The sequence below is a fragment of the Herbidospora sp. NBRC 101105 genome (assembly GCF_030269205.1).
GTDB classification, from domain to species: Bacteria; Actinomycetota; Actinomycetes; order Streptosporangiales; family Streptosporangiaceae; genus Herbidospora; species Herbidospora solisilvae.
Genome location: NZ_BSSX01000003.1, coordinates 660,953 through 686,697, shown reverse-complemented (window position 1 = coordinate 686,697; position 25,745 = coordinate 660,953). Strand labels below are relative to the sequence as shown.

Here is a 25,745-nt window from a genome sequence, read left to right as displayed (position 1 = left end):
CAGGTCAGATCGCGTGGTCCGGATCTCCACGACCCTGTTCCCCGAGCAGTTCGGCGGCCAGATCGGCAACCCTCCGGCGACTGTCCCTGGCCTGTTTCCGCAGGCCCGTGAAGGCCTGGCTGGCGGTCAGGTCGTGCTTTCCCATCAGGTAGCCGATGGCCCGTTCGATGACCACGCGGTAGTCGAGTGCGTATTGGAGCTGGTCGGCGAGCTGGGACTTCTCCTCCGCCTCCACGGCGGCGGCGATGACCTGCTCGATCACGTGGGCGTAGGCATGCAGCGCCTCGGTGTCGGACTCCTCCCAGTCGTGGGTGGTGTCCTGGTAGACGTTGAGCGTCCCGACGGGCTCTCCGCCGAGACGCACCGGCACCCCCGCGACGGCCCGCACGTCGGGGTGCAGGAGCGGCGCGAGATCGGGCCAGCGGTCGTCCTTCCGGACGTCGTACGTGGTCACGGCGCCGTCGGTCGTGTACGCGGCCACACATGGCCCCGCCTGGACGGTCGCCTGGGCGTGTTCGAGGCTGCGTCCCGCCTCGTCGGTGGCGAACAGGTATCGCAGGATGCGATCGGGGTCGGCGAACATCAGGCCGGCCCCGGAATATCCGAAGATCCGGTCGACGACCTGGACGATCCGCTCAAGGTGGTGCACGATCCCGGTCGCCGGAGCGGCCTTCTGCATCCGCCGCAGGCTCGCGACGAGCGCTTCTGGATCGATATGGGTCATTCCGTATCCTCCCGTGAACCTCACCTGTGCGCCGGCGCGGTCGTGGAGAGGTAGCTTCGTGGTCATCTCACCTGCCCAGAGGCGGAGGACTCAGTCCTGCCCCCGGCCATGGCTTCCAGAGCGACGACGACGAGCTCACCCAGACGCGCGCCTTTTTCCACCTCGGAACGGCTCCACTCGTGACGCTCGTGCGTGTAGAGGGTGAGCTCCCCGATGACTTCCCGGCCCTCGATCAGGGGAACGGACAGGGCCGAACAGCCCGCGCGCTCGAGGACCCAGCCGTCTTCGTCGGTCGCTCCGACCATGCGGAGCCGATCGGTGTCGTCGAGCAGGCGAAGGGCGGCCCCGTCGACCCCGGACAGGTCGGCGACACCTTGCAGCACATTGGCGAGCAGGAACTCAACGCCGGGCCCCGACACGTAGCCACCCCAATGAAATGAGAAAAGGCCCGCGGACACACGGCGGATTCACTGCTGGCCAAGCGTAGTGGGCTCTCTTGATCGCGACTAGCCCAACCCAGGTTTTTCGCCCGAACCGTTCGGCATGGCATTCCGTTTCAGGGGCATGCTGCGTCGAATCTTGATCGCTCTCACCCTCGTCCTGGGCACCCTCGTCTTCGGGGCGCCGCCTTCCTACGCCTGTAGCTGCATGCCTCCCGAGGTCCCCCGGCACCTGAAGGACTCGGCCCTGGTGTTCACCGGCACCGCCAAGACGGTCAGACGGCCGAAGGACCGGTGGGATCCGGTGCGGCCGGTCGTGTACACCTTCCGGGTCGACCATGCGTACAAGGGAAAGCCGAAGGCCACCATCTCGGTGAACACGCACACGCAGTCGGCGGCCTGCGGCACCCGGTTCTCCCGGGGCGCGCGGTATCTGGTGTTCGCCTACAAGTGGGAGGGCCGGCTGGCCACGAACATGTGCGTGCCCAACATGAAGGTCGCCCACGGCAAGGGGCCCATCACCGTAGCCGACCTGCCCAAGGGGGCCGATCCCCAGACGATCAAGCAACTCGGCAAGCCCAGGAAGGTGCGTTAACCCTGCGGTTCGGCGACCAGGGTGTGGCCGGGCCGGTAGAGGATCGCCGACGGCTCGGTGACCGTGATGCCGGCGACCGTGCCGGGCCGCCAGAAGTTCACGGCGGTCAGGTCACCCGCGGTGACGCCCTGCTGGGCGGGCGTGTTGGCCACGACGGTGACGCGGGCCGCCTTCGTGGCGGCCAGGTCGGCGTTGGGCAGCAGCGCGTAGACGTAGCGGGCGTCGGTCGGGTCGGTGCCGTGGTCGAACCAGAGCGTGGTGTATTCGTCCTGCCGCACGCGGATCGAGCCGTCGAAGAGGTAGCCGCCGTGGCCCTCCAGATGGGCCCAGCCGTCGCCCAGGGTCAGCCGGGCGCGGGAGCGGCGGTTGTCGACGACCGTCTCGACCGGCACCCCGTCGCGGCAGGTGATGCCCGCGCCGAGGCAGACCACCATGTCGTCGAGGAAGATCCACGACTTGCGGGCCTCCAGGGTGCTTTCGAGGCCGAAGAGGTGCTGGCCGACCGTGGCGTGGACGCCGTCGGACGCCCCGCCGACCCACCGCGCGGGCGGGCAGTTCTCGCCCCAGGCGCCGCCCGCGCCGTCGGGCAGGCGTTTGGTGGAGACCGTCGTGCCGGGCAGGCGGTAGGGGTCGACGGTGTGCCAGAAGTCGCCCGAATAGTGGTCGCCGTGACCCTTGCCCCACCAATAGAGCATCCCGGCGCCGGTGTGCCAGCCGCGCAGGTTCTCGCCGTTGCCGTGCTCGTAGTGGGCGACCCGGTGGGAGGACATGCTGAGCGCGGCCGTCCAGCCCTCGCGGCGGTGGACCGCGCGGGCGCCGGCGGGCATCAGCCGGTGGCCGGTGGGCGGGTTCGCGATCAGTTCGCGCCAGCGGGCCCGTTGTGATGCGGAGGCCGACTCTCCGAGCAGGTCGAGCGCGTCGGTGAACGCACGCGCCCTTCTCCGGTCTCCGTCTGGCTTGCGCGCGATCGCCCGCCCGCTGACCAGGTCCATCATCCGGCCCTCGTGGAGGAAGGGCAGGAAGGAGTGTTCGACGGCGGCGAAGACGTTCCCCAGGGCCGGGTCGGTGATCTCCCACGGGGTGCCGCGCAGCGTTCTGAGGATCGCGCCGATCCCGTGGAGCATCGACACCCCGTAGGTGCCCTGGTAGGGGACGGTCGAGTGCTGGATGAAGGAACCGTCGCGGTAGAGGCCGTCGCCGCTCGTGACGTACCGGAAGACCGGGGAGAGCGCCTCGGCGGCGCGGGAGATCTTCCGCGGGTCGCGCGACAGGATGCCGTTGAGCAGCGTGACCAGGCACAGGTCGGCACGGTTGGCGGCGGTGCTGGTGCCCCGGTAGAACAGCAGCCGCCACGGCCGGACGAAGTGGTCGACCGCCTCGATCAGTCCGTCGTCGCGGTGGCCGACGAGGATGGCGAGGTCGAGCAGCCGCTTGGGCACCCCGATCTCCCAGTTCCACCAGTTCCCGGTCTTGACCGCCCCGGCGTGGTAGGCCTCGCGCACCCCCCGGCCGATCGTCTCGGCGACCCTTCTCTTCAGCGCCGGATCGCCCGTCAGCCGGAACTCCCTGGCCATGGCGTGTTCCGGCGACCACGGCTCACCCCGCGACGAGACGGCCGCCCAGTTGCGCTCCAGCGCCGGCCAGGCGTCATCGCGACCTCCGGACGCCGGCAGCAGGGCCCCGGCCAGGAAAGCACGCCGCGAGAGCATGCTGCCCACCATAGGGTAGGAGCATGCGTACTAACGTTCTAATTCCCGGCGGCGGCGCCGGGCCCGGCTACTGGAGCCGGCTGGTCCCCCTGCTCGACGGCGAGGTGATCGCCCTCGACCTGCCGACCGCCGACCCGTCGGCGGGTGTGCCCGAATACGCCGACCTGGCCGTCGAGGCCGTCGGCGACCGGGAAGACGTCGTCGTGGTGGCCCACTCGCTGGGCGGCCTGACCGCTCCCCTGGTCGCCGCCCGCGTCCCGGCGCGCGCGATCGTGCTCATCACCGCGATGGTCCCCAGGCCCGGCGAGACCGGCGGCGAATGGTGGGAGGCCACCGGCCACACCGCCCTGGGCGTCGACTCCTCCGACGAGAAGGCCGTCTTCTACAACGGCGTCGACCCCGAGGGCATCGCGATCGGCGACGCCGCGTCCCGCGACCAGTCGTTCACCCCGTTCAACACCCCTGGTCAGCCGTGGCCCGATGTGCCGGTGCGGTTCCTGTTCTGTACGGAGGACCGCTTCTTCCCCATCGACTTCATGCGCCGCGTGGTCGCCGACCGCCTGCCGAACGCCGTGACGGGCGAGATCCCGGCCGGCCACATGCCCATGCTGAGCCATCCGAAGGAGGTGGCCTCCTTCATCAACCAGGCATGACCGCCGGTGTCCCACCTAGGATCACTGTGTGCGTTTAACCCCATTCGTCACCGTCCTCGCCTCGCTGCTGGTCGTGGGAGCGGCCCCGGCGTCCGCCTACCCGATCGACGACCGCGTCCTCACCCAGAACGCGCTCTACCGAACGGGCCGGCTCGCACCGGTCGACTGCCCCGAACCCCCGTTACGCGACGGCGACGCGGCCTCGGCCCGCCGCTACGCGACGACGGTGACCACCTGCCTCAACGAGGCCTGGGGAGCACACTTCCGCAGGAACGGCCTGCCCTTCGCCCCGGTCAAGATCGACTTCCAGACCAGGCCGAAGGCGTTCTGCGGCCGAAAGTGGGGCGACGCCGCCGGCCGCTACTGCGACTCCCAGCACCGCTTCATGGTGCTGCTCGACCGGGACGCCCTGGCCGACTCGTCGAACCTCTACCTCTACCTGGTGATCGCCCACGAGTTCGGCCACCACCTGCAGAACCTGACGGGCCTGGCCGACGCGTACCGCACCCACCCCTACCACTCCAAAGCCGAGCTCTACCAGCAGATCCGCCGCAACGAACTCCAGGCCGAATGCCTGGCCGGCGTCTTCTTCGGCGCCGTCTGGCCGACGCTGGGCCGCAGCGACGCCGACTGGCAGTACCTGCGCGAACTCGACGGCACCGGCCACAGCCGCACCCACGGCCGGGGCAAGAGCGTGCTGACCTGGCTCGACAGGGGCTTCGCGACCCGCAGACCCGGGGCCTGCAACACCTGGACCGCCACCTCCGCCAAGGTGGCCTGACATGCTCATCCATCTCGCCCTGGCGTTCTCCGTCACGACCGCCCACCCCGTCTACGACCAGACGCTCCTCAAGAACCCGCTCTACCAGACGGGGAAGATGGCCAAGGTCAAGTGCCGCGAGAAGCCGATCTCGTCGATGAACCGCGCGCAGGCCAGGACGTACATCAAGGCGCTGAACGACTGCCTCAACAAGGCGTGGCGGGCCCAACTGAAGAAGGTGGGCCTGCCGCTCAAGAACTCGAGTGTCGGCTTCATCAACAGCCGCAAGGACCACTGCGGATCGAAATGGGAGGCCAGCGTCGCCGGACAGTACTGCTACCGGGATTTCGGCTACGTCATCCTGCTCGACCGGAACCTGCTCGAATATCCCCACAGCCTGTTCATCTTCCACCTCGTCGGCCACGAGTACGGCCACCACATCCAGAAGACGATGGGCCTCCTCGACGCCTACAGCCACTATCCGACCAGTGGAAACCGCGAGACCCAGGAACAGACCCGGCGATTAGAACTCCAGGCCACCTGCCTGTCGGGGGTCTTCATGGGGAGCGCCTTCGCGTCGCTCGGCCGCCCGGCGAGCGATGTGGCCGAGCTCAAGGAGATCATCCGGAGCAGCGGCGACGAGTACTGGAAAGGCCACGACCACGGCAAAGGCAAGAACCAGGAGACCTGGTTCACGCGGGGTTTCGAGTCCCGCGACCCCAAATCGTGCAACACCTGGACCTCCAAGCCCGGCAAGGTGGCATAGATGCGCGCTCTCCTCGTCTCGCTCCTGCTGCTGGGCGGCACGGCCTACCCGGTCGACGACCCCGTGCTGACCGGCAACCTGCTCTACCGGGCCGGCCAGATGGCCGAGGTCGATTGCCCGGAGAGACCCGTCGCCGTCGGCAACCGCGACCTGACCAGGAAGTACGTCCGGTCGCTCGTCGACTGCATGAACACCGCCTGGGCCGATCTGATGGGCCGGGTGGGCGTGCCGATGCCCCCGGCGACCGTGGGCTTCGTCAACCGGCGCGAGGTCCGGTGCGGGGTGATGTGGCGGCAGGGCATCCAGGGCCAGTACTGCCCCGCCGACCGCCGCTTCGACATCCTGCTCGACCAGCGTCTGCTGGCCACGCCCCACGACCTCAGCACCTTCCTGCTGGCCGCCCACGAATACGGCCACCACGTCCAGCACATGACCGGCATCCTGTGGGCCGAGGTCAACCTGCCCACCTCCGGCCAGGACGAGGAACTGGAGCGCTCCCGGCGCGTCGAACTGCAGTCGGAGTGCCTGGCCGGGGTGTTCATGGGCAGCGCCTGGAAGTCCCTGAACCGGCCCGCCTCCGACCTGCGGGACCTGCGGCGCATGATGACCCTCGACGACGACGGGGGCGGCATCAACGGCAGCCACGGCTCGCCGCGCAACCGGGAGGCGTGGTTCACCCGCGGCTTCGAGTCGCGGGACGCCCGATCGTGCGACACCTTCAGCGCGGACGAGCCGAGAGTCGGCTGATCCGGCGCCCGCCGACCGGAGACGTCCCGGGCGGCGATTTTTACCTATGTCACCGTCGGCACGTCCGCAGGAGCACGACGAGCGGCGATTCCCGGCCGTTTCCCTGAGGGCGGAGCACGGGGCGCTCCAAACGACGGTATGCCTGATCGGCATTGAGAATGCCCGCGCAAACGCCCGCGCCTAGTGCGCGCCCGCGCATGGGCAAATCTCCTTCGTGACGCCTGGACGCTCTTCTTCGGCGATGCGAACGATGGAGGTGTATCACCAGCGACAGGCGAACACGGGAGGAGACGCTTATGAACGGTAAGCGAATCGCGCGGTGGAGTGCGGGCGTCCTCGGAGGGTCGGCCATATTGCTCGCGCCGGTGTCGCCGGCCATGGCCGCTCAGCAGGCGGCGGCCGGGGTCTCGTCGTCTCTCGCCTCGACCGCGCAGTATGCGGCGAGTGCCTCGACGACGACACCGACGAACCCGTCGCCCGCCAAGAAGGATCCCCCGCACGACAAGAAGAAGGACAAGAAGAAGGGGAAGTGGAATAAACACGGCAAGAAGGGCAAGTGGGAGAAGCACACCAAGAAGAAGAACAAGAAGCACGACAAGTGGGACAAGCACGATAAGAAGAAGAATAAGACGGAAACGTACGTCAATATCGTGTGAGCGAGAGCCGCGAAGAATGCCGCACATGAGGGATCATGTGCGGCATTCCCTCGTCTACGCCGGCGACAGCGAGACCAAGCGGCGGCGGTGTAGCCCTGCGCTGTGTGGAGGCCCGCCGCGCCCATCCAGTGCGGTGACCGCAGGCCTTGCCGCGTCGTAGAAGCGGGGGTCGGCTCGTGACGATCAGGCTGAAGCCTTCGACCTTCACGGGTGGGTTACAGAGCCGAAGTGGAGCGCGGCGCCCGCACACCGTGCTGGAGAAAGCGGGTCCACCCCAACCGGCACGACGTGAGCAACGTTCGAGCGGACATGAGCATCGACTCCCCCGGATCGGTCGTCGGACCGTGGAGAGCCATGCGGCCGTCACGCCGGCATCTTCGACAGAGCGCGGAACCAGCGGACGCCCGTGCGCCGCGCCTCGTTTCCCTGCTGTGCGGCTCCGGAATGCCCCGGAGTGCTCTACCGACGGCAATTCCGGCCCGGGCGTCGACGGTCACGGCCCGCGTCTTCCCGAGCGTCCCCCGGAAACGACAAACGCCCAATCCAGAGATCTTGGATTGGGCGTCGCTACTGCTAAGAGATGTGGTCAGGGGCGGGGTCGAACCGCCGACCTACCGCTTTTCAGGCGGTCGCTCGTACCAACTGAGCTACCTGACCCAAGCGGTCCTGACGGGACTTGAACCCGCGACCTCCACCTTGACAGGGTGGCGAGCACTCCAAACTGCTCTACAGGACCTTGCTTTGCTACTTTGCTTCCGGCGTTTCGCTTTCGGCTTTTGTAGCTTACCAGTTCTTCGGAGGTCTTCGACCTGCCGTTTTCCTGGCCCTTCCGTGCCCCCAACGGGATTCGAACCCGTGCCGCCGCCTTGAAAGGGCGGTGTCCTAGGCCGCTAGACGATGGGGGCGCAGAGATTTCTCTCTGTCCTTACCGCGCTCCGTCGGGGACCTCTGAAGCATAGGGGACGTTTGCCCTCTGTGCCAAAGCGACCGGCGACGGTGTGTCAGTGATCGTTCCCGTCGGGGACGGGGCGTTCCCTGGCACAGGGAAAATTGTACGACCTGGCGCGGCCTCGATTTGCCGCTCCACGGCGATACGTTGCTCCCCGAGCCCTCCGACGGTGATGTCGTCCCAGGCCTGGAGCCTGTGGGTGTCCTTGCTGAAGTAGAGAACCGAGGCCTGCAGAGGCGTGGGCTCGTCGTGTTCGAGGCCCCGCAGGCCCGCCCCGCCGGTCGACCCCTGGACCATCAGCCGGGTCCCGGTCGGGGACAACTCGGTCGAGCGGGCGTGGACGTGCCCGGCCAGGACCAGCGAGACCGACCCGTAGAAGGCCCGCCCGATGGTCGGGTCGTGGACGGCCACCAGATCGACCGGAGAGCGCTGCGGCGCCGTGGTCGACGACGAGCGCGGCCATTCGGGCGGTGCGACGCCGGCGGCCTTCTCACGCCCGAGGGCGGCCAGGGACTCGGGGCTCTCATCGCCCTCGACCGACTTGTCGGGGGTGAAACGCGGATCTCCGATGCCGTAGATGCGCAGGCCCTCGACCTCGGCGACCCGGTCGTCCAGGACGATCGCGTTCTTCTGCTTGGCGACCGCCTTCTGGGTCTCCATGGAGTCGTGGTTGCCCCGCACGAACACGTAGGGGATGCCCAGGTCGCCGATCTCCTCGACGAAGGAGTTCTCGATCTTGGTGCCGTGGTCGCTGATGTCGCCGGTGTCGATGACCAGGTCGATCTTGAACTGGTCGATCAGGGAGCGGACCACGTTCCAGCCCGGCAGGTAGATGTGCAGGTCGGAGATGTGCAGCACCCTGATCGTGTCGGGGTCGGGATCGTAGATGGGGAGGGTCGAGCCCGCTTCGTACAGGCGGCTGATGTTCGTGACGAGCTTGGCCAACTGGCCCCGGTATTCGGAGAACTTGGTGACGATCGACTGGGCGTTGCCCACCAGTGACGGCACGCCGGTCAGCAGGCCCGTGTAGCGGGGCTCGGCGATCGCCTGGGGGTTGAAGCTCAGCGCGGCCGTGACGGCCATCGCGCCGACCAGCAGGATCGAGCCCAGGCCGCTCCACAGGCCACGGAAGACGTCGCGGAAGACGATCAGCCCGCCCAGGAAGCCGGCGAGCACCGCGCCGACCGCGGCCCTCACCAGCAGATCCTGGACGCCGCCCATGAGGTCGGTCTCGATGGTCTCGGGCAGCCGGTCGGCCCAGCGGGGGTTCTGAAGGATCTGCTCGGCGGCCTCGGGATGGACCGCCTCGATGCTCAGGTTGAGCTGCACCGGCCCCGAGTGGGTGTCGAACCGGAGCGTTCCCAGGGGCCGCACGTCGACGACCGTGCCGCCGTCGAAGGAGGGCCGCAGAGCCATGTTGATGTCGGCGGGGCCGATGGGCGTCTGTACGGACGCGCCGAACAAAAGCCCCAGCCAGGCTCCGGCCAGGGCGACGACGACGACTGTCAGAAACCGTACGAACCGGCCTCGAAGAAACCGGACCACGGATTCTCCCCACTTCGGCAAATCCACGTTCCTTCCTGTCTACCCGAAAACCACGGGGAAGTAGATTTGACGTGTGATCGACGTCTCGAGGAGCAAGTTCGAGGAGCTCGTGGCCGAGGCACTCGACCTGATCCCGCCCGATCTGGCCAAAGTCATGGACAACGTCGTCGTCGTGGTCGTGGACGATCCGCCCGAAGCTGGCCTCCTCGGTCTCTACACCGGCATTCCGCTCACGGAGCGGGGCGAGTGGTACTCAGGAGTGCTTCCCGACCGCATCGAGATCTACCGGAATCCGACCTTGGCAATCTGTGAAACCGAGGCTGACGTCGTCGAAGAGGTTCAGATCACGGTGGTCCACGAGATCGCCCACCACTTCGGCATCGACGACGACCGCCTCCACGAACTCGGGTGGTAGTCGCGAGGTTGCGATTCGCGAGCGCTATAGGCACTGTAGGTGACATACTGAACACAGTGTGTCAGCTACGGCCTGAGCTCAGCGGAGAGAAATGGCGGCCACGAAGCCCGGAAAACTGCCGGGGAAACACCGCCGTCCAGCGGAGCGCCAAGCGACATACGGCGAAGTCATCGCGATCAAGGAATTCCGGGCGCTGTGGCTCGGCCAGGGGTTGTCCCTGCTCGGCGACCAGCTCGCGCAGGTCGCCCTGGCGGTCCTGGTGTTCAACCGCACCCAGTCGGCGCTCGCCACGGCGGCCGTCTACGCGCTGACCTACCTGCCGCCGATCCTGGGCGGCCCCCTGCTGGCCGGCCTCGCCGACCGCTACCCGCGCCGCCGGGTCATGCTGGTCTGCGACGTCCTGCGCGCCCTCATGGTCGCGATCATGGCGATCCCGGGCACCCCGTTCCCGGTGTTGTGCGTGCTGGTCTTCCTCGTGGTGCTGCTCAGCGCGCCGTTCTCGGCCGCGCGGGCCGCGCTGCTGCCCGAGATCCTCGAAGGCGATCGATACGTCGCCGGCAGCGCCCTGCAGAACATGACGAACCAGGCCGTCCAGATGCTCGGATTCGCCGCGGGCGGGGCCGTCATCGCGGGCCTGGGCCCCTATAGGGCGCTGGCGCTCGACTGCGCCACGTTCCTGGCCTCGGCGCTCATCATCGTCGCCGGGGTGAGCCGCAGATCGGCGACGGTGTCGGCCGACGGCGGAAAACCGTCGATGTGGACGATGACCGCCGCGGGCGCCCGCCTGGTCTTCGGCGACCGGCGGCTGCGCACCCTCGTGCTCTTCGCGTGGTTGTGCGGCTTCTACGTGCTGCCCGAGGGAATCGCGGTCCCCTATGCGGCCGAACTCGACGACGGCGGTCTCCCGGTGCCCGTGATCACGGGCCTGCTCATGGCCGCCATGCCGACCGGCACGGTCCTCGGGGCGTTCCTCTTCAGCAGGTTCGTCAATCCCAGCACCCGTCTCAAGACGATGGGCTGGATGGCCATGCTGACCTGCGCTCCGCTGGTCGTGTGCGCCATGCGCCCGCCGTTGGAGATCGTGCTGGTGTTGTGGGTCCTGTCCGGCGTGGGAGGCGCATACCAGCTCGCGGCCAACGCCGCCTTCGTCCAGTGTGTGCCCCCCGAACGACGGGGTCAGGCGTTCGGCCTGGTCCAGTCAGGCCTGCTGGCCTCACAGGGTGTGGGCATCCTCATCGGCGGCGCGCTCGCGCAGATCCTCGGCCCGGAACCGGTCGTGGCGCTGGCCGGGGTGGCCGGGCTGAGCGCCGCGGCCATCCTGGCCATCGCGTGGACGGAATCCCGAACGGAGATCATCGCCAAGGTGCACACCTCGTGATCAGTCGTTCGGCTGCTTCGTCTGGGCGTACGGGTGGGTGGTGTAAGGGTCGACCGGCGGGGCCGACGTCTTGTGGCCGTTGTGCGACTTGGTCGCCTTGGCCCACCCCTCCTGCGCCTTCGCCTTGGCGTCGAGCCAGGTCGGGTTGTCCTTGTTCTTCTCGATGAGGTCCTGGACGATCGAAGCGTTCTTCTCCTCGCTCGGGATCAGGAGCCAGGCGACGGCGTAGATGCCGACACCGAGGCCGCCGAAGAACGACGCGACCGCGAGAACGATCCGCAGGATGTTCGGGTCGATGCCGATGTACTGACCGACCCCGGAGCAGACCCCCGCGACGATCCGGCCGTTGCGAGTCCGGCGAAGCTGCTTGACGTGTCCACTGGGCTGTATCTCGTTCATGTCCATAGCGTGCCCCTTTTGTCGTCTATGGCACATCGGGATTCCCCCTGGCCCTACCCCGACGCCGCCCCGATACGCTGCAATCATGGACCTTCTCAACCTCGACGACCGGCTGACCGCGGACCAGCGACTGGTCAGGGACACGGCTCAGGGGTTCGTCAGGGAACACGTCCTCCCGGACGTGGCGACGTGGTTCGAAGAGGGGACCTTCCCGGCCCGGGAACTGGGCCCCGTGCTGGGCTCCCTCGGCATGCTGGGCATGCACCTGACCGGCTACGGCTGCGCCGGCCTCGACGCGATCTCCTACGGAGTGGCGTGCCGTGAACTGGAGGCCGGCGACTCGGGGCTGCGGTCGTTCGTGTCGGTCCAGGGGTCGCTGGCGATGTTCCCCATCTGGAAGTACGGGTCGGCCGAGCTGAAAGAGGAATGGCTGCCCTCACTGGCGGCCGGGACGGCCATCGGGTGCTTCGGGCTGACCGAGCCCGACCACGGGTCCGATCCGGCGAACATGAAGACCTACGCCAAGCAGGACCCGTCCGGGGACTGGATCCTCAACGGGTCGAAGATGTGGATCACCAACGGCTCGGTGGCCGACGTGGCCGTGGTGTGGGCCCAGACGGACGGCGGGATCCGCGGGTTCGTGGTGCCGACGTCGTCTCCGGGGTTCTCGGCTCCGGTGATCCACCGGAAGTTGTCGCTCCGGGCTTCGGTGACGTCTTCGCTGTACTTCGATGACGTGCGGGTGCCTGCCTCTTCCGTTCTGGACGTGGTGGGGCTCAAGGGGCCGTTGTCGTGTCTGTCGGAGGCCCGGTTCGGGATCCTCTGGGGGGTCGTAGGGGCTGGGCGGGCCTGTTTCGAGGCTGCGCTCGAGTACGCGAAGACGCGGGTGCAGTTCGGGAAGCCGATCGCGGGGTTCCAGCTCACACAGGAGAAACTGGCGTGGATGGCGGTGGCTTTGGGGCAGGCGGGGTTGACCGCTTTGCACCTTGGTGCCCTTAAGGACGCCGGGGCGTTGCGGCCGCAGCAGGTCTCCTTCGGGAAGCTGGCCAACGTGCGGGCGGCGCTCGACGTGGCACGGGAGGCCCGGTCGATTCTGGGGGCCAACGGGGTGACGCTGGAGTATCCGGTCATCCGGCACATGAACAACCTGGAGTCGGTGCTGACGTACGAGGGGACGCAGGAGATTCACACGCTGGTGCTCGGAGAGGCGCTGACCGGGGTGGCGGCATATCGGTGAGGCGGCCGGTAGGCTGATCACAGGGAACTGCTTCGCTCCGGTGAGACGATCGCTGTACCCTGCAGACGAGGGGTGCTAGCTCAACGGCAGAGCTCCGGACTTTTAATCCGTAGGTTCAGGGTTCGAATCCCTGGCGCCCCACTTTCGTCACGGCTTGTGGTTGACGCCCTTCGGGCGGCTGTCACAAGCCGTTCCTTTTTCTACGGGGGGACGACCCCCCGAACCCCCCGATACGAGAGGGCTGGCGCCCCCTCGCGCTCCCCCTGGCCGCTGTCGCGGCCTGGCATCGCTGTCGCTCTGGGTCGCTTCGCTCCTGGCGAAGGGCTCCGCCCCTCGCGCTCCCTGGACAGGCCTCGCTCCGCTCGGGCGGCACTCGCTTCGCTCGATGACATCGGGGCTTCGCCTTGAATACCACCGCCGCCCCGACGACGGCCACCGGCCACGGCACGGTGAGATGCCTGGGCGCGAATCTCTACGAGGAACCTGTGGTGGCTGAGGATCGCGACGGAGCCAGCGACCGGCTAAGCGTCAGGAACTCGGCCGCTGTGCTCAGGGCCATCGCCACCATCAGGATGGCTATCGGCATGATCGCCGGGGTCCTCAACCGCGGTCATGTCATGGTGATCAATGTGGTCAATCTGTTCCGGCCGGAATGGGGCTGCGCGAGTGGCCGATCCTTCGCCAGATGGCATTTCTCCTCTGCATCATCGGAATCACGGCTGGTGGGCGTCGACCACAATCCGCCAGGCCCGCGCGCTGAGGGAGCTTCGCCCACTGTGGGAGGCGTTCACGTCACTATCCCGATGTGAGGGCCGGGTCCGGGTTCGTTTGTGTCGGCGGGTTGTGGAGATCCAAGATGGAATGCTGTCTCTCACGTCCGTCGCCACCCCCGACGAGCGACGTACTCCGAGATGTCGCGACCTGGATCGTGTCCTCGTTGGAGCTGGCCCGCTCAGGCCAGGGGTGCCGTCCGGAGTCATTCCAGGGCCTGATTTCGCCGGTGACATCGAAAAGGAGACAGCGTGGCTTCGACAGGTCGCAGTGGCCTACAGGCGGGTCGGCGGGACCGGTTCGCGCGTGGGGTGACGGAGATATTCGCGCCCGCGCATCTCGTTCTTTCGCTGCCCTTGGCGGTGGGCGCGATCGCCGGCGGCTGGGAGGGCCTTGGCTGGGGTGCGCTTGTCGCCGCGTTGTGCGGGGGGATCCCGTTCGGGGTGATCGTCGCGGGTGTTCGATCGGGCCGGTTCGGCGACAGGCACATCGGCGATCGGGCGCAGCGGCCGTGGTTCATCGGGGTGACCGTCGTGCTGGTGTCAGGCACGCTGGTTCTGCTGCTGATGGTGGGTGCCCCGCGAGTGACGATCGCCTGCGTGGCCGTCATGCTCGCCACGCTGATCGTGACTGGGTCGATCACTTTGTGGTGGAAGATCAGCTTCCACACGGCGGTGGCGGCGGGCAGTGTGGTGGTTGTGGCCTGGCTTCTGCCGCCTGTGCCCGTGTACGTGGTCGGAGCCGCGTTGGTGGGGGCGATCGCCTGGTCCCGGGCGAGGCTTGGCGACCACACGCCTGCCCAGGTCGCTGCGGGAGTGGCCGCAGGCGGAACTGCGGCAGTACTCGTCCTGGCCGCGATGCTCTAGATAGAGACGCGGCAGGCCTGCGCCCACCGTCCGGTGATCGCATCGGCATCCGGATGCCGGTGAGCACGGGCGGGATGCCGGCCTCGGCGAGGATCTCGTCCGTGACCAGTGAGAACCTTCCGTCTCGTCGGCGGTCAGGTGGCGGGCCCGGCAACCGATGTCTTCCAGATCCACTTCGGTTCGCGGTGGGGTGTGCGTGGCAGGTGTCTCCGACCGACTGGCGGCCGGGTGGCAGACAAGACCGGGCCTGAACCCCTGGAAGTCGCCGCGGTGATCAGCGGCGGGAGGCCGAAGCCGCCGGGTTGGGCCGGGGGCGTTCGATCCACCCCGAGTCGACCGCGATGCGCACCGCGTCGGTCCGGTTCCGAGCTCTCGTCTTGGTGATGATGTTGGAGATGTAGTTCCGGACCGTGGCCGCCGACAGGTGCAGTTCGGCGGCGATCTCCCCCGTCGTCGCGCCCAGCCCTACCAGGCTGAGGACGTCGGCCTCCCGATCGGTGAGCACGGAGGCCGACGCCGTCATCGCCGCCACCGCGAGGGAGGCGTCGATCACCCGCTCCCCGGCGGCGATCCGGCGGATGCTCTCGGCCAGGCGTTCGGTGGGGGCGTCCTTGAGCAGGAAGCCGCTCGCGCCGGCGTCCATCGCCTTCTTGAGCAGGGACGTCTGGGCCAGGGCCGTCAGGATGAGGACCTGGCAGGTCGGCAGGGCGCGGCGCAGGCGGCCGGTCGCCTCGATTCCGTCCAGCCGGGGCATCTCGATGTCGAGGACGGCGATGTCGGGGGTGGCGGCCAGGGCCTTGGCCACCACCTCGTCGCCGCGGTCGGCTTCGGCCACCACCTGGATGTCGCCCGTCAGGTTCAGCAGGACGGTCAGGGCGCCTCGGACGACGCCGTGGTCTTCAGCCAGCAGGACACGAATCAATGGTGATCACTCTCTCCTGATCGGGGATGGCGGGCAGCCAGACCCTCAGTTCGAAACAGTCCACGCCGTTCAGGTCCGTGTGCAGTTCTCCTCCGAGCCGGTCGACTCGCTGGGTGAGGCCGGCGAGCCCCGATCCTCTGCTCTTCGGGACGCGGCGGATGCCGTCGTTGCGAACGACGAGGTGCACGCGTTCGCTGACGCTGTCGAGGTCGATCACGCAGGTGCGGGCGTCGCTGTGTTTGACGATGTTGGTGGCGGCCTCGCGGACGATCCAGGCGAGCGCGTCGCCGTTCTCCTCGTCGATCTCGCTGATGCCGAGGCGCAGGTCGCAGTGGGCGCCGGTCAGTTCGATGAGGGCGACGGCGGCGGACAGTTCGGCGCCGAGGTCGAGGGAGCGCCGGGCGGCGACGACGTCGCCGATCTCCTCGCGGGCCTCGCTGGCGATGAGGATGGTGGCCTCGACCTCGTGGAGGGCGCGTTGGCGGTCCCGGTCGACCAGGGCCAGTGCCACCTCGGTCTTGAGCCTGATCGATGCCAGGGTCTGGCCGAGCAGGTCGTGGAGTTGCCCGGCCATGCGCAGGCGGTCCTGGTCGACGGCCAGCTCGGCCAGCATGGCGCGGACCTGCCGCAGCTCCAGGACGAACCTGGCGTAGTGGACGATGCCCGCCGCGACGACGGAGGCGACGAGGACGGCCGCGCTGTTCTGCAGGGCCACCGCGCCCGAGGGCTCGCCGAGGGCCAGGGTCAGCGGGAATTCGATGACGGTCACCAGGGCCAGGACGCCGACGGCGACCCAGAGGCGCAGCAGGAGCAGGGCGGCGGTGCCGACGATGAGGGGCGTGTACACCCAGGTCGACCCGAGGAACGTGAACGAGCCGTACACGACGGTCGCGAACAGGGCGAAGATCTGCGTGCGGTGCCGGCCGGGGCCGGGACCGGAGATGTGGCCGACGACGACCTTCGCGTAGACGATCAGCAGACCGATGAGCAGGGCGGCCGCCAGCAGGGCCCGGGTCAGGTCGCCGACGAGCAGGAAGGCGATGGGTGGAAGTGCCCACAACGCTCCGGTCGGCACGATGACACTGATCGACAGCCCTCTGACCTGCGCCTGCTTCTCCTGCGCCACGATCGGTCTCCGCTACGTGTCCGAAGCGTCAAGTTCCATACTGATCGTGACTCTTTCCTGTTTCGCGATCAACCATCTGCATGATCCTTTAACCACCCATTTGCTCGGGCGATGTGCACCGCTTCCTCGTCACTGCGGGCGCCGGTCTTCAGGCGGGCGGCGGCGAGGTAGTTCCTGATCGTGTGGGCCGACAGCCCCAGGCTGCCGCGCAGATCGGCGGCGCGCTCCCCGGCCGCGAGGGCGGCCAGGACGGTGACCTCCCTGGCGGTCAGCGGGTTGGTGGTGATCTCCACGCCGTCGCCGCCACCGTCGTCGGCCAGGTCGAGGTCGATGTAGCGTTCGCCCCTGGCGACGGCGCGGATCGCGTCGGTGAGTCGGTGGGCGGGGGCGTCCTTGACCAGGAAGCCGCGCACCCCCGCGGCCATCGCCCGGTCGAAGTTGCCCGGGCTGCCGACGCTGGTGAGGATCAGGACCGGCGGCGGCTCCTCCAGTTCCTTGATCAGGCCCGCGGCCTCCAGGCCGTCGATGCCCGGCAGGCCGATGTCGAGGAGGGCCACGTCGGGCCGGCAGCCGACCACGGCGTCCAGGATCTCGTCGCCCCTGGACACCTCTTCGATGACGTGGATGTCGCGCTCTTCCGACAGCAGGGCGATCAGCGCACCCCTGATCAGATCGTGGTCCTCAGCGATAAGAACTTTGATCATTTCCGGTCTCCTGTGGCAGAGGTGAGTGAGGCCGCCAGGGCGCGGCTCGGGACGTCCAGGGACAGCGTGAACCAGCCGTCTTCGAGGTGCCGGTCGCAGGTCCCGCCGACCTGCGCGAGTCGTTCGTCGAGCCCGGCCAGGCCGCTGCCGCCCACGGTCGCCTCGGCCCCGGCGGCGCGGGCCGTGGTGGCGCCGCCCTGACGTACACCATCGTTGGAGACCGTGACCCGGATGCGGTCGTCCTCCGACTCGACGCCGAGCAGGCAGACGGTGGCGTCGCTGTGCCGGAGCAGGTTGGTGGCCGCCTCACGGACCGCCCACGCCAGCGCCACCCGGACCTCCGCCGACACCGACGACGGCAGGTCGGCGAAGTCGCACTTGACCCCGGCGCTCTCCAGCACCTTGCGGACCCCGGTCAGCTCCTTCTCCAGCGACATCTCGCGGTAGCCCTTGACCACCGCCCGCACGTCGTGAAGGGAGCGGCGGGCGATGTCGTGGATCTCGGCCAGCTCGCCGTGCAGCCGCGACCGCTGTCCCGAGGGGATGCGCATCGACAGTTCGGTGCGCATCGCGATGACCGACAGGTTGTGCCCGAGGACGTCGTGGAGTTCGCGGGCGAACCGGAGCCGCTCCTCGGTGATGGCCAGCCGGGCCAGTTCCTCACGGCTGCGGTGCAGTTCGCTGAGCAGCGTCGCGAAGATGGTCAGGCCCGCGAGCGCGGCGGCCGTGAGCAGGCTCTGCAACCCGCTGAACAGCACCCAGTTGGGCTCCTGCGGAACCGCCAGCGCGAGGTTGAGCGCGATCGCGGCGAAGAATCCCCACCAGGCCCGCCGGCCGGCCAGGGTCACCGCGAAGGCGAAGGGGAGCATGAAGCCCAGGCTCAGCCAGGAGGGCCCGCCGACGAAGGGCACGGCCACGTTCAGCGCCGTCATCACGCCCAGCACCCACAGATCCCCGCGGGCGCTCCGGCCGAGCACGGCTCTGACCCCGAGCCACAGGTAGCAGCCCGTGAGCGCGGTGATGAGCACGACCCCGACCGCGCCCCGCACGCCCGACAGCCGTTCGAGCACCTCCGCGAGCGGGATCGCGGCGAACGCCGCCATCCCGACCGAGAAGGTGGCCGCGGCGATGCGGGCGAGCCGTACCGTACCCGGCCCGACGGTCGTCAGCTGCTGCCGGGTCATTACGGGGTGCAGGCGACGCAGGGGGAGATGCACCCCGTCGAGCTGATGGTGGCCAGCGCGCCACCTTCCGCCCCGGCGGCGAACTCCAGTTCGGTCACGTCGAACTCACCACGCGGCCTGGACGGCAGTGGCGGGATCGGCGCGTCGTCGGGGAAGGTGATGCCGAATTCGCTCAGCACCACCCTCGGCTCGGACTCGTAGCGCGCCTGGAGCTCGCCGTCGGCCCACGTCACCGCGATCAACCGGGCGAACTTCTTGCGGTCCTCGTCACCGAGGAAATACATGTTCTCGGCCATTGGGGCTCCTCGTTCACTTCTCTGTACGGCTTCGCTCACCTGCAACGATCCGAAATCCGAGCCAGGGTGGGCAGATGCAGACGACATCAATCACCCATGACGTACATCACATGGCTCTCAGCCCTGGGCGGGCGCGCCACCGATCAAGAACTCACCGACCGACGACTCGGCGGCCCAGTCGAGCCCGAAAGCGCGGGCCGCCAGGTCGGAGTCGCCGTTGCCGAGGCCGCACGGCGCCATGCCCATCGCGGTCGCCACCAGGTAGAAGGTCTGGTAGAGCGCGCCCACGTTCTTGAGCGTGGCGGCGTAGGGCAGGCCGGCGTACTTCCACGACATGCGGCTGAACCGCGAGGTCATGGTGATGAGGACGTCGGGTTTGGCGGTGCCGCCCGTCGACATGCCGGCCAGGGTCAGCATCGCCCGCGCGTCCTCCGCCCGGGCGGGGAGGGTGACGAGCCGGTGGCCGTACGGGTCGTAGTAGTAGACGCCCTGGTCCAGGCCCTCGCATCGGTCGACGGTCAGGTACAGCTCCAGCTCGTAGCAGGCGCCGCCGCCGGGGTAGGGGCGGTTGCTGGACTCGTACGGTGCGCCGTCGGTCGGCGGCCTGATCTCGCCCCGGACTCGGGCGGCCCGGTAGAGCAGCTCGCCGAGCTGGCGTGCCGTGACGGGCGCGTCCGCGTACTGGCGGACCGACCGGCGTGACTCCAGCACGGTGGTGAACGCGGGGTCGGCGGCGGCGGCCTCGGTCAGGGAGGGCCGGTAGAGCTCGGTGATCGGGCCCTCGGGGAGCGGCTTGAGCGCCGGTTCCGGCGGCAGCTCGCCGCGGAAGCGGTAGGTGCCCCCGATCGGCCCGTCGTGCCGCCCCATACGGCTCCTGCTGTGGAAGTAGAGGTTGTGGAACTCCCAGGTGCGCAGCGCGGGGTCGGTGTCCTCGGCGTCGTCGGCGCGGGCCATCCCGGCGGCGACCAGGTGACACAGCGCCTCGGGCGCCTCGCCGACCCGGACGCCCCGGCTCAGCGCCGCGATGAGCGGCATGGCCTTCTCGCTCAGGACGACCTTGTGCCGGGCCAGCGGGGACTCCAGGACCAGTTCCCCCGCGTCCTGGCGGACCAGCGCGAACCGCGACAGGCGCACCACGTGGTCGGCGGGCAGCTCGGGAACCTCGAAGACCGCGTCGCGGGCGACCGGGACGATCCTCAGCAGGGGCTCGCCCGTGTATTCGACCGTGTGCACGAACGTCGGGCGCAACCGGCCGAGCGCCAGGTAGAGCAGGGCGACCTCCTGGTCGGTGCCCCCCGCCAGCAGGAGGCGTTCGGCCAGTTCGTCCTCGTCGGCCAGGGCGCCGGGCAGCTCGCCGAACAGCGCCGCGATGCGCGGGGTCAGGCCGCGGGCGGTGTGCACCCCGAAATTCTGGACGATGGTCAGCGCGCCGTCCTCCCAGGTGACGACGGCGTCGGCGCGCAGACCGATCACAGGAACATCGTGATGGGGTTCATCTGGTCCTCCGGAGTGGGTTCGGACAGCCAGCCGAGCTGAACGGGGACGTCGTAGAGGCGGCCGGGCGCCAGTCGCCGCCAGAAGTGGCGCATCCCCGGCACGATCACCTTGACCACGGGGAGGCCGATGTCGGGCCGGGTCTGGTCGAGCACGAGCATCTCCATCCCGCGCTCCTCGACCACCGCGCGGATGGCGGCGACGTCGTCGAGCAGGTCGCCGGTGGCGGGACGGGCGTACGCCGACGCGGGCACGGCCGGTCCCGTGGGCCGCAGGTAGGGGTGGTCGGCCATCCGTGCGGTCTGCCACCACGTGACCTGGTCCCCGCCGGTGAAGCCGTAGCGGGTGCGGCCGTCGGGGCCGATGTCGATGACGGCGGGCAGGAACTGGTTCATCTCCGCCAGCGCCCGCTGCACGGCGATGCCCACGTCGAAGTGGGCGCCGAAGGCCATCATGATGTCCTCGGTCGGCCCGTCGAGACGGCGGCTGATCGAGACGGCGACCGGAACGCCCAGGTCGTTGGTGAGGTCGAGGACCTGGATGTCGCGGCCGAGGCCCGCGTACACCTCCCGGAACTCGGTCATCCACGGATCGCCGAAGCTGTCGAGGTCGAAGGCCGGCCGGGCGAGGCGGTTGTACCACCACATGGCCACCGCGTCGCGTTCGGCGAGTTCCATGAAGCCCTGGACGATGGCGTCCTCCATCGAAGAGCCGGCGGCGTTGCCGTTGGAGTCGGCCCAGGCGGCCACCTGCGAGTTCTCCTTGCCCGACTCGCTGAAGTGGTAGTAGAGGTAGCCGGTGGGCACGTACTTGTGCCGCTGCTCGGTGAGCGACCAGACCGGCGTCCAGTCGATCACCTCGTCCTCGTCGAGGGGGGCGGGGACGAAGTCGACCGACGTGCCCTCGTGGCGCTCGGGCCGGGTGCGGTACTGCTCCTCGCTGTACAGGGTGCAGCTGTTCGGGTGGACCGCGTCGGCGCCGAGCTCCCGGTAGCTGGCCTTGTGCCGGGCCTCGTCGCCCTGGAACATGCCCGAGTAGCGCTCCATCGCCTCGCACATGGCACTGACCTTCGCCTGCAGGTCGGTAGTGCCCTTGCCGGCGCTGTTGGTGCGCAGACCGTTGCGCAGGTCCGCGAGACTGCGCAGAGAGCGGGAGAAGTTGTGCCCGGCCACGTAGGTCTTCACGAACGGGCTGCCCGACTCGACCCGGGTGAGCTCCTTGACGACCCCGGTGACGGGGCTGACCAGGTGGGCGTACCGCTCCAGGGTGTCCTGGGGGTGGTGGGAGCGGTGGCCGCCGTCGGCGGTGAAGACCTTCGGCCGCGACCGGAGCTCGATCGGCCGCGCGGCCGTCGCGGCCATCAGCCCGGCGTCGCCGCACTCGGGGCACTGCGGCCGGGGCCGCAACTGGTGGCGTTCGGTGCCGAGCTGCTGGGTGTCGAAGGTGATCAGGTCGCGCTGCTGCTCGCTGCGCGCCCCGGCGAGCCACTTCACCACCTCCGCCGCGACCATCCGGACCCCCGCGCCGCGGGTGAGGGACAGGTCGCCCGCGGGCATGCCGAGCGGCTTCACACCCAGCTTCTGCTCCAGATAGGACAACGACTGCCGGTGCCCCTCAAGCCGCTGCGACAGGCAGCGCCAGCAGCCGTTCGCACCGGGCTGGAACACCGGACCCAGCCACAACACCGGCCCGACCGGGCGGGCCAGCAGCCACGGCCGTCCCTCCTTGAGATGCTGCCGGTTGATCTCGGCGAGCTCCTGCCGCAGGTAGTCGTCGGTCAGCACGACGGTCAGCGCGCCCTCGCCTCCGGTGACGTCGACGCCCTCGGCCGCCAGCAACTCCCGCAGCTCCTCGGCCGGCACTTCGCCCAGCGCCACCACGTCGGCCCGCCCGGCCCGCACGTTCCCGGCCGCCGCCTCGCCCTCCAGCCCGGCCATCTCCCAGTAGGCGGCCGTCCCCCGGTCCAGGTCCTCGGTGACGTCGACCAGCAGGTTCTTGCTCCTGAGCTGCTGGAGCGCGAAGAAGACATGCTCCGGCGGCACGTCGGACTCGACGGCGGTCAGGATGTCGGAGACGTCGCGGGTGCCGTCGAGCAGCCCCGCCACCTTCTCGATCGACCTGCCGGTGAGCAGATGGAGGTCGCGTTCCGATACCAGGAAGACCCCTTCGCCCTCGACGACCTCCACACGGAAGTGACGGCGAAATCCAGGTCTGGCGTCCATGGCGTTCCTTTCAGTTCACGAGTCAGTTCACGAGGCGGAGTGAGGCGACTTCGTCGTCGGCCAGCCGGAGAAGGGTCAGTCCGGCCGCCGCGAGTCCGTTGACGGCCGACAGGGTGAGCCGGTCGGCGCGGCGTCGGTCGGCGAACCAGCGGCCGGTGTGGTCGCGGCGGAGCAGCAGTTCGGCGGCCAGGTCACGGGCGGTGCGCAGCAGCCCCTGGTCCCCGGTCAGGCGGGCGGTGTGCACGGCCACCTCGGCGTCCACCACCAGCCCGGCGCAGGAGCGGCCCGGGGCGGGCGCGCACCGCCTGGCCACAAGGTCGCGCAGGTCGGCGGGCACCTCCCCGGTGAGGGCGTGGGCGGTGGCGACGGCGGCGAGAACCGAGCCCGGAGTGTCGAGCGCGAACCGGTGGGCCCGGACCGGGGCGAGCGCCGAGCCGGTCTCGCCGAGTGCGGCGGCGCTGCTCGCCAGCGCCCAGACCAGGCCGTCGACGCCGATGGGCAGCCCGTCCAGGGCGGGGACCATCGGCGGGTACGGCGACCGCGCCTGGCGCCCCGAGGCGAGTTCGGCGAGCAGTTCCCCGTGCAGCCGCGCGGCCAGCGTGTCGGCTTCGGGGACCGCCACGGGCGAGGCCGCGCGCAGCCGGTGGAGGGCCAGCAGCAGGCCCGGCCGGCCGAACACCGGCTCGGCCGACGTGGTCCCGGCCAGCTCCGATTCGGCCAGCGAGACCAGCTCGGCCGCCCGCTCGACCAGTTTGCCGTCGCCCAGCGCGTCGCCGCAGCGGCTCAGCGCGTAAATGGCCGAACCGATCCCGACGAAGGCGCCGACGGGTGTCAGGCCGCCGCACATCCGGCGGTAGAAGGCCGACTTGGCGGAGAGGGTGGCGAACTCGACGGACGCGTCCAGTGACTCCTGGGCGGCGGTCCAGTGGGCGGGGGCGCCGGTGTTGGCGTACAGCTCCGAGAGGAAGACGGCCAGTCCGGCGGTGCCGGTCAGCAGGTCGCCGTGGAGGGGTTCGACCTGGTCGAGGCCGTGGGCGGGGTAGGTGACCACGCCCATCCAGGCCGACCGGTCGGATTCGAGCGGGACGGCGGCGTCGAGCACCTCGTTCGCCAGGTCGCCGGCGCGGGCGAGCAGCTCCTCGGCACGCGGCTCGTCGCCCCGGCCGGACATCTCGTAGGCCTGGAGACCGATCTCGTGGAGCGTCCGCGGCCGGGGGGCCGCGCTCACCGGGAAGGAGACGGGCAGGTCGGCCGCGCCGGTGATGTCGAGGCAGGTCTGCAGCACCGCGACGTGCTCCTCCAGCGGGAAGCCCGCGAGGTCGGCGACGCGGTCCTGGAGGCGGTCCCAGGCCGTACCGGAGAAATGGCCGGGGATCTCGTCTCCGTCGGGGGTGAACGCGGAGTCGGAGGCCGGTCTCGACAGGAACAGCGGGATGTCCATGCGCCGGAACGCGTCGATCTCCTGCTCGATGATCTCCAGGATGTCGGTGCGGCCCGGATCGACGCGCAGCGTCCCCATGGCGCTGCGGAACAGGTGGGCCAGGCACACCTCCCTGGCCACGCCGTCGACCAGCGCGCCCGGACTGACGCTCATGCGGAGCAGGTCGCCGCAGTCGAAGGTGCTGCGCCAGATGTAGCGGACGGGCGCGTCCCGCAGCAGGGCGAACGGCCCGGTCGCGTCGGCCAGGAGTTCCTGGTTGCGCTCCAGGCAGGCCTGCATCTGCCGGTATCCCTCGGCGACCTCGTCGGCGTAGTCGCGCGGGTCGGCCAGCTCGCCCGCGCCCCACGTCGGCCGGTAGGGCGGCTCCTCCCACCCGGCCGGGAACCCGGCGGAGTTCCGCGCGATCTGTTCCCGCAGCGCGGCCAGGCAGCCGACGTCCTGGGCCTGCACGCCCCCCGCGATCATCCGGGGGAAGGAGACGACGGCGGTCTTGACCACCGTCTCCTCGACCTTTCCCCACAACGACTCGATCCGCGGCCCGATGACGGCCGGTTGGCTGATCCGGCCCTGCAGGACGTTCTCCAGGTCGATGAACGCCGGGGTCTCCCCGATCGCCACCAGGTTGTCGGCCCACAGGTCGCGGCACTCCAGGAACTGGGCGAGCCGGGCGAACATCCCCAGCCGCGTGTAGAACCGGCGCACGCTGTCCTCGTCGGTGCCGGGCTCGGCGACGACGTACTCCTCCCAGCCGTAGCCGTCGCGCAGCACCACCTGCCGGGTGTGCAGGTCGAGCGGCAGGCCGTGGTTGTTCAGGGCGGTGCAGACGTCCATCAGCCCGGCGGCCGAGCGCAGGTCCTTCGGTTTGTAGACGACCCGCTCCCCCGAGGCGAAGGTGAGCAGCGTGACCACCCGGCCGTGGTTGTGCAGGTCGCCGGAGTCGCCGGAGTAGCCGGTGACCGGGCCCGGGTTGGCCCACCCCCACAGGGTGCGGCGCAACTGCGGCAGGTCGGCGCGGAGGCGGTCGAACAGCTCGTGGACGACCCGGCGCCACTGCAGGCACGTCATGCCCATCACGTAGGCGAGGCCGGGCAGCGTCTCCAGCCGGTCGAGCCAGCCCGACTGGCTGACGTCCAGGCCGGGGCTCTGCAACCAGGAGGACATGTCGTTGGACGTGCCGGCGAGCTGGGCCTCGAAGGCGAACCCGGCCCAGCACGCCTGCGTCAGCCGTTCGATCAGCTGGCCCGCGATGTCCTCCCGGGCCTCAGGCGTCACCGGCACGCCGCGGACCGACCCGTCCTTGACGTCCACGAGCCGGTTCATGGCGCGCCGAAACGCCACGAACGGGGCGCCGGGACGTCCGGTCGCCGGGTCGGCCGCGGCCGTCGGCGGCTGGGCGAGCAGGAAGTCCACCAGGGCGTACCCCCAGTCGGGCAGCCGCCGGGGGTCGGCCAGCTGGACGTCGACGAGCCCCGCGCCCAGGTCGCGGCCGGTCCGCCTGCGGTGGTGCAGGACCGCCCGCTTCGCGTCCTCGTCGTCGCCGACCGCCGCCTTGAGCCAGCGCTGGGTGCGTTCGGACGCCTGCCGGCGCCCCCGCCCGGCGACCGGGACGAAGTAGTCCCCCGCCACCCGCTCGTGGAAGGGCGCCGCCGCAGCCACCACCGCCATCAGCCGCTCGTCCCCGCCGGGTACGGAGAGCAGCCCTTCGCTCTGCGCTTCGGCGTTTCCGTGGTGAACCGTCAACGGCAT

25 protein-coding genes and 4 tRNA genes are annotated in these 25,745 nt (G+C 69.5%); 13 read left to right on the top strand and 16 right to left on the bottom strand.

Features of this window, described 5'->3' with window-relative positions; translation table 11 throughout:
• Positions 1 to 4: 4 nt before the first annotated feature.
• Both QSK34_RS17025 and QSK34_RS17020 read right to left on the bottom strand, forming a co-directional pair.
• Positions 5 to 724: a GAF and ANTAR domain-containing protein gene (locus tag QSK34_RS17025; protein WP_063910179.1), complete on the bottom strand. Its 720-nt coding sequence runs from the start codon at positions 722 to 724 to the stop codon at positions 5 to 7.
• Between the two features lie 62 nt (positions 725 to 786).
• A complete protein-coding gene (locus QSK34_RS17020; protein ID WP_161481136.1) occupies positions 787 to 1,143 on the bottom strand; it encodes a GAF domain-containing protein in 357 nt (118 codons plus the stop codon).
• Between the two features lie 160 nt (positions 1,144 to 1,303).
• Here QSK34_RS17020 and QSK34_RS17015 point away from each other — a divergent pair, with 160 nt between their 5' ends.
• Positions 1,304 to 1,759 (top strand): hypothetical protein, encoded by a 456-nt coding sequence (locus QSK34_RS17015; protein ID WP_285585249.1) that lies wholly within the window; start codon positions 1,304 to 1,306, stop codon positions 1,757 to 1,759.
• On the opposite strand, the gene QSK34_RS17010 is transcribed toward QSK34_RS17015, so the two are convergent.
• Positions 1,756 to 3,468: a polysaccharide lyase 8 family protein gene (locus QSK34_RS17010; protein WP_285585247.1), complete on the bottom strand. Its 1,713-nt coding sequence runs from the start codon at positions 3,466 to 3,468 to the stop codon at positions 1,756 to 1,758. The two genes, QSK34_RS17015 and QSK34_RS17010, sit on opposite strands and share 4 nt — an antisense overlap.
• 23 nt (positions 3,469 to 3,491) lie before the next feature.
• Here QSK34_RS17010 and QSK34_RS17005 point away from each other — a divergent pair, with 23 nt between their 5' ends.
• The 5 genes from QSK34_RS17005 (at position 3,492) to QSK34_RS16985 (ending at position 7,050) form a co-directional block, all read left to right on the top strand.
• Positions 3,492 to 4,121 (top strand): alpha/beta fold hydrolase, encoded by a 630-nt coding sequence (locus QSK34_RS17005; RefSeq protein ID WP_285585245.1) that lies wholly within the window; start codon positions 3,492 to 3,494, stop codon positions 4,119 to 4,121.
• 28 nt (positions 4,122 to 4,149) lie between these two features.
• Entirely contained in the window at positions 4,150 to 4,902 is a 753-nt protein-coding gene (locus QSK34_RS17000; protein ID WP_285585243.1) for a neutral zinc metallopeptidase, read from the top strand.
• A 1-nt stretch (position 4,903) separates the two neighbouring features.
• The gene (locus QSK34_RS16995) at positions 4,904 to 5,647 is read left to right on the top strand and encodes a neutral zinc metallopeptidase (RefSeq protein WP_285585242.1); all 744 of its coding nucleotides are present in this window, start codon (positions 4,904 to 4,906) and stop codon (positions 5,645 to 5,647) included.
• A complete protein-coding gene (locus tag QSK34_RS16990; protein ID WP_285585241.1) occupies positions 5,648 to 6,394 on the top strand; it encodes a neutral zinc metallopeptidase in 747 nt (248 codons plus the stop codon).
• A gap of 296 nt (positions 6,395 to 6,690) precedes the next feature.
• Positions 6,691 to 7,050, top strand: coding sequence for a hypothetical protein (locus QSK34_RS16985; RefSeq protein ID WP_285585240.1), 360 nt, complete (start codon positions 6,691 to 6,693; stop codon positions 7,048 to 7,050).
• 583 nt (positions 7,051 to 7,633) lie between these two features.
• On the opposite strand, the gene QSK34_RS16980 is transcribed toward QSK34_RS16985, so the two are convergent.
• The 4 genes from QSK34_RS16980 to QSK34_RS16965 form a co-directional block, all read right to left on the bottom strand.
• A tRNA-Phe gene (locus QSK34_RS16980) sits at positions 7,634 to 7,707 on the bottom strand.
• A 4-nt stretch (positions 7,708 to 7,711) separates the two neighbouring features.
• Positions 7,712 to 7,786: transfer RNA gene (locus tag QSK34_RS16975), tRNA-Asp, on the bottom strand.
• Between the two features lie 96 nt (positions 7,787 to 7,882).
• Positions 7,883 to 7,955 (bottom strand) — tRNA-Glu (locus tag QSK34_RS16970).
• 20 nt (positions 7,956 to 7,975) lie between these two features.
• Positions 7,976 to 9,544, bottom strand: coding sequence for a metallophosphoesterase family protein (locus QSK34_RS16965; RefSeq protein WP_285585239.1), 1,569 nt, complete (start codon positions 9,542 to 9,544; stop codon positions 7,976 to 7,978).
• A 73-nt stretch (positions 9,545 to 9,617) separates the two neighbouring features.
• On the opposite strand from QSK34_RS16965, the gene QSK34_RS16960 reads away from it, so the two are divergent.
• The gene (locus QSK34_RS16960) at positions 9,618 to 9,959 is read left to right on the top strand and encodes a metallopeptidase family protein (RefSeq protein WP_030455058.1); all 342 of its coding nucleotides are present in this window, start codon (positions 9,618 to 9,620) and stop codon (positions 9,957 to 9,959) included.
• Between the two features lie 91 nt (positions 9,960 to 10,050).
• On the top strand, positions 10,051 to 11,337 hold the full coding sequence (locus QSK34_RS16955; protein ID WP_285585237.1) for an MFS transporter: 1,287 nt from the start codon (positions 10,051 to 10,053) through the stop codon (positions 11,335 to 11,337).
• On the opposite strand, the gene QSK34_RS16950 is transcribed toward QSK34_RS16955, so the two are convergent.
• Positions 11,338 to 11,736 carry a PspC domain-containing protein gene (locus tag QSK34_RS16950; protein ID WP_285585236.1) on the bottom strand — a complete coding sequence of 133 codons (399 nt, stop codon included), beginning with the start codon at positions 11,734 to 11,736 and terminating at the stop codon, positions 11,338 to 11,340. It abuts the gene before it with no gap.
• A gap of 85 nt (positions 11,737 to 11,821) precedes the next feature.
• On the opposite strand from QSK34_RS16950, the gene QSK34_RS16945 reads away from it, so the two are divergent.
• From QSK34_RS16945 to QSK34_RS16930, 5 genes are all read left to right on the top strand, one after another.
• On the top strand, positions 11,822 to 12,973 hold the full coding sequence (locus QSK34_RS16945; protein WP_285585235.1) for an acyl-CoA dehydrogenase family protein: 1,152 nt from the start codon (positions 11,822 to 11,824) through the stop codon (positions 12,971 to 12,973).
• 69 nt (positions 12,974 to 13,042) lie between these two features.
• A tRNA-Lys gene (locus QSK34_RS16940) sits at positions 13,043 to 13,114 on the top strand.
• Positions 13,115 to 13,461: 347 nt separating this feature from the next.
• Positions 13,462 to 13,782: a hypothetical protein gene (locus tag QSK34_RS16935; protein ID WP_285585234.1), complete on the top strand. Its 321-nt coding sequence runs from the start codon at positions 13,462 to 13,464 to the stop codon at positions 13,780 to 13,782.
• Complete coding sequence (locus tag QSK34_RS37785; protein WP_353051396.1) at positions 13,664 to 14,059, top strand: DUF6545 domain-containing protein; 396 nt, start codon at positions 13,664 to 13,666, stop codon at positions 14,057 to 14,059. The genes QSK34_RS16935 and QSK34_RS37785 overlap by 119 nt, the downstream gene beginning before the upstream one ends.
• Positions 14,056 to 14,610, top strand: a complete 555-nt coding sequence (locus QSK34_RS16930) for a hypothetical protein (protein ID WP_285585233.1) — start codon at positions 14,056 to 14,058, stop codon at positions 14,608 to 14,610. Before QSK34_RS37785 ends, QSK34_RS16930 begins: the two co-directional genes overlap by 4 nt.
• 274 nt (positions 14,611 to 14,884) lie before the next feature.
• Here QSK34_RS16930 and QSK34_RS16925 read toward each other — a convergent pair whose 3' ends face one another.
• The 8 genes from QSK34_RS16925 to lanM all read right to left on the bottom strand — a co-directional run bounded on the left by QSK34_RS16925 (position 14,885) and on the right by lanM (position 25,745).
• Positions 14,885 to 15,532, bottom strand: coding sequence for a response regulator transcription factor (locus tag QSK34_RS16925; RefSeq protein ID WP_285585232.1), 648 nt, complete (start codon positions 15,530 to 15,532; stop codon positions 14,885 to 14,887).
• On the bottom strand, positions 15,510 to 16,658 hold the full coding sequence (locus QSK34_RS16920) for a sensor histidine kinase (RefSeq protein WP_285585231.1): 1,149 nt from the start codon (positions 16,656 to 16,658) through the stop codon (positions 15,510 to 15,512). Before QSK34_RS16920 ends, QSK34_RS16925 begins: the two co-directional genes overlap by 23 nt.
• Before the next feature lie 68 nt (positions 16,659 to 16,726).
• On the bottom strand, positions 16,727 to 17,362 hold the full coding sequence (locus QSK34_RS16915) for a response regulator transcription factor (RefSeq protein ID WP_285585230.1): 636 nt from the start codon (positions 17,360 to 17,362) through the stop codon (positions 16,727 to 16,729).
• Positions 17,359 to 18,546 carry a sensor histidine kinase gene (locus tag QSK34_RS16910; protein WP_285585229.1) on the bottom strand — a complete coding sequence of 396 codons (1,188 nt, stop codon included), beginning with the start codon at positions 18,544 to 18,546 and terminating at the stop codon, positions 17,359 to 17,361. The genes QSK34_RS16915 and QSK34_RS16910 overlap by 4 nt, the downstream gene beginning before the upstream one ends.
• Positions 18,546 to 18,842, bottom strand: coding sequence for a hypothetical protein (locus tag QSK34_RS16905; RefSeq protein ID WP_285585228.1), 297 nt, complete (start codon positions 18,840 to 18,842; stop codon positions 18,546 to 18,548). Before QSK34_RS16905 ends, QSK34_RS16910 begins: the two co-directional genes overlap by 1 nt.
• A 117-nt stretch (positions 18,843 to 18,959) precedes the next feature.
• A complete protein-coding gene (locus tag QSK34_RS16900) occupies positions 18,960 to 20,315 on the bottom strand; it encodes a SagB/ThcOx family dehydrogenase (RefSeq protein WP_285585227.1) in 1,356 nt (451 codons plus the stop codon).
• Positions 20,312 to 22,558, bottom strand: coding sequence for a TOMM precursor leader peptide-binding protein (locus tag QSK34_RS16895; protein ID WP_285585226.1), 2,247 nt, complete (start codon positions 22,556 to 22,558; stop codon positions 20,312 to 20,314). Before QSK34_RS16895 ends, QSK34_RS16900 begins: the two co-directional genes overlap by 4 nt.
• 22 nt (positions 22,559 to 22,580) lie before the next feature.
• Entirely contained in the window at positions 22,581 to 25,745 is a 3,165-nt protein-coding gene (gene lanM, locus QSK34_RS16890; RefSeq protein ID WP_285585225.1) for a type 2 lanthipeptide synthetase LanM, read from the bottom strand.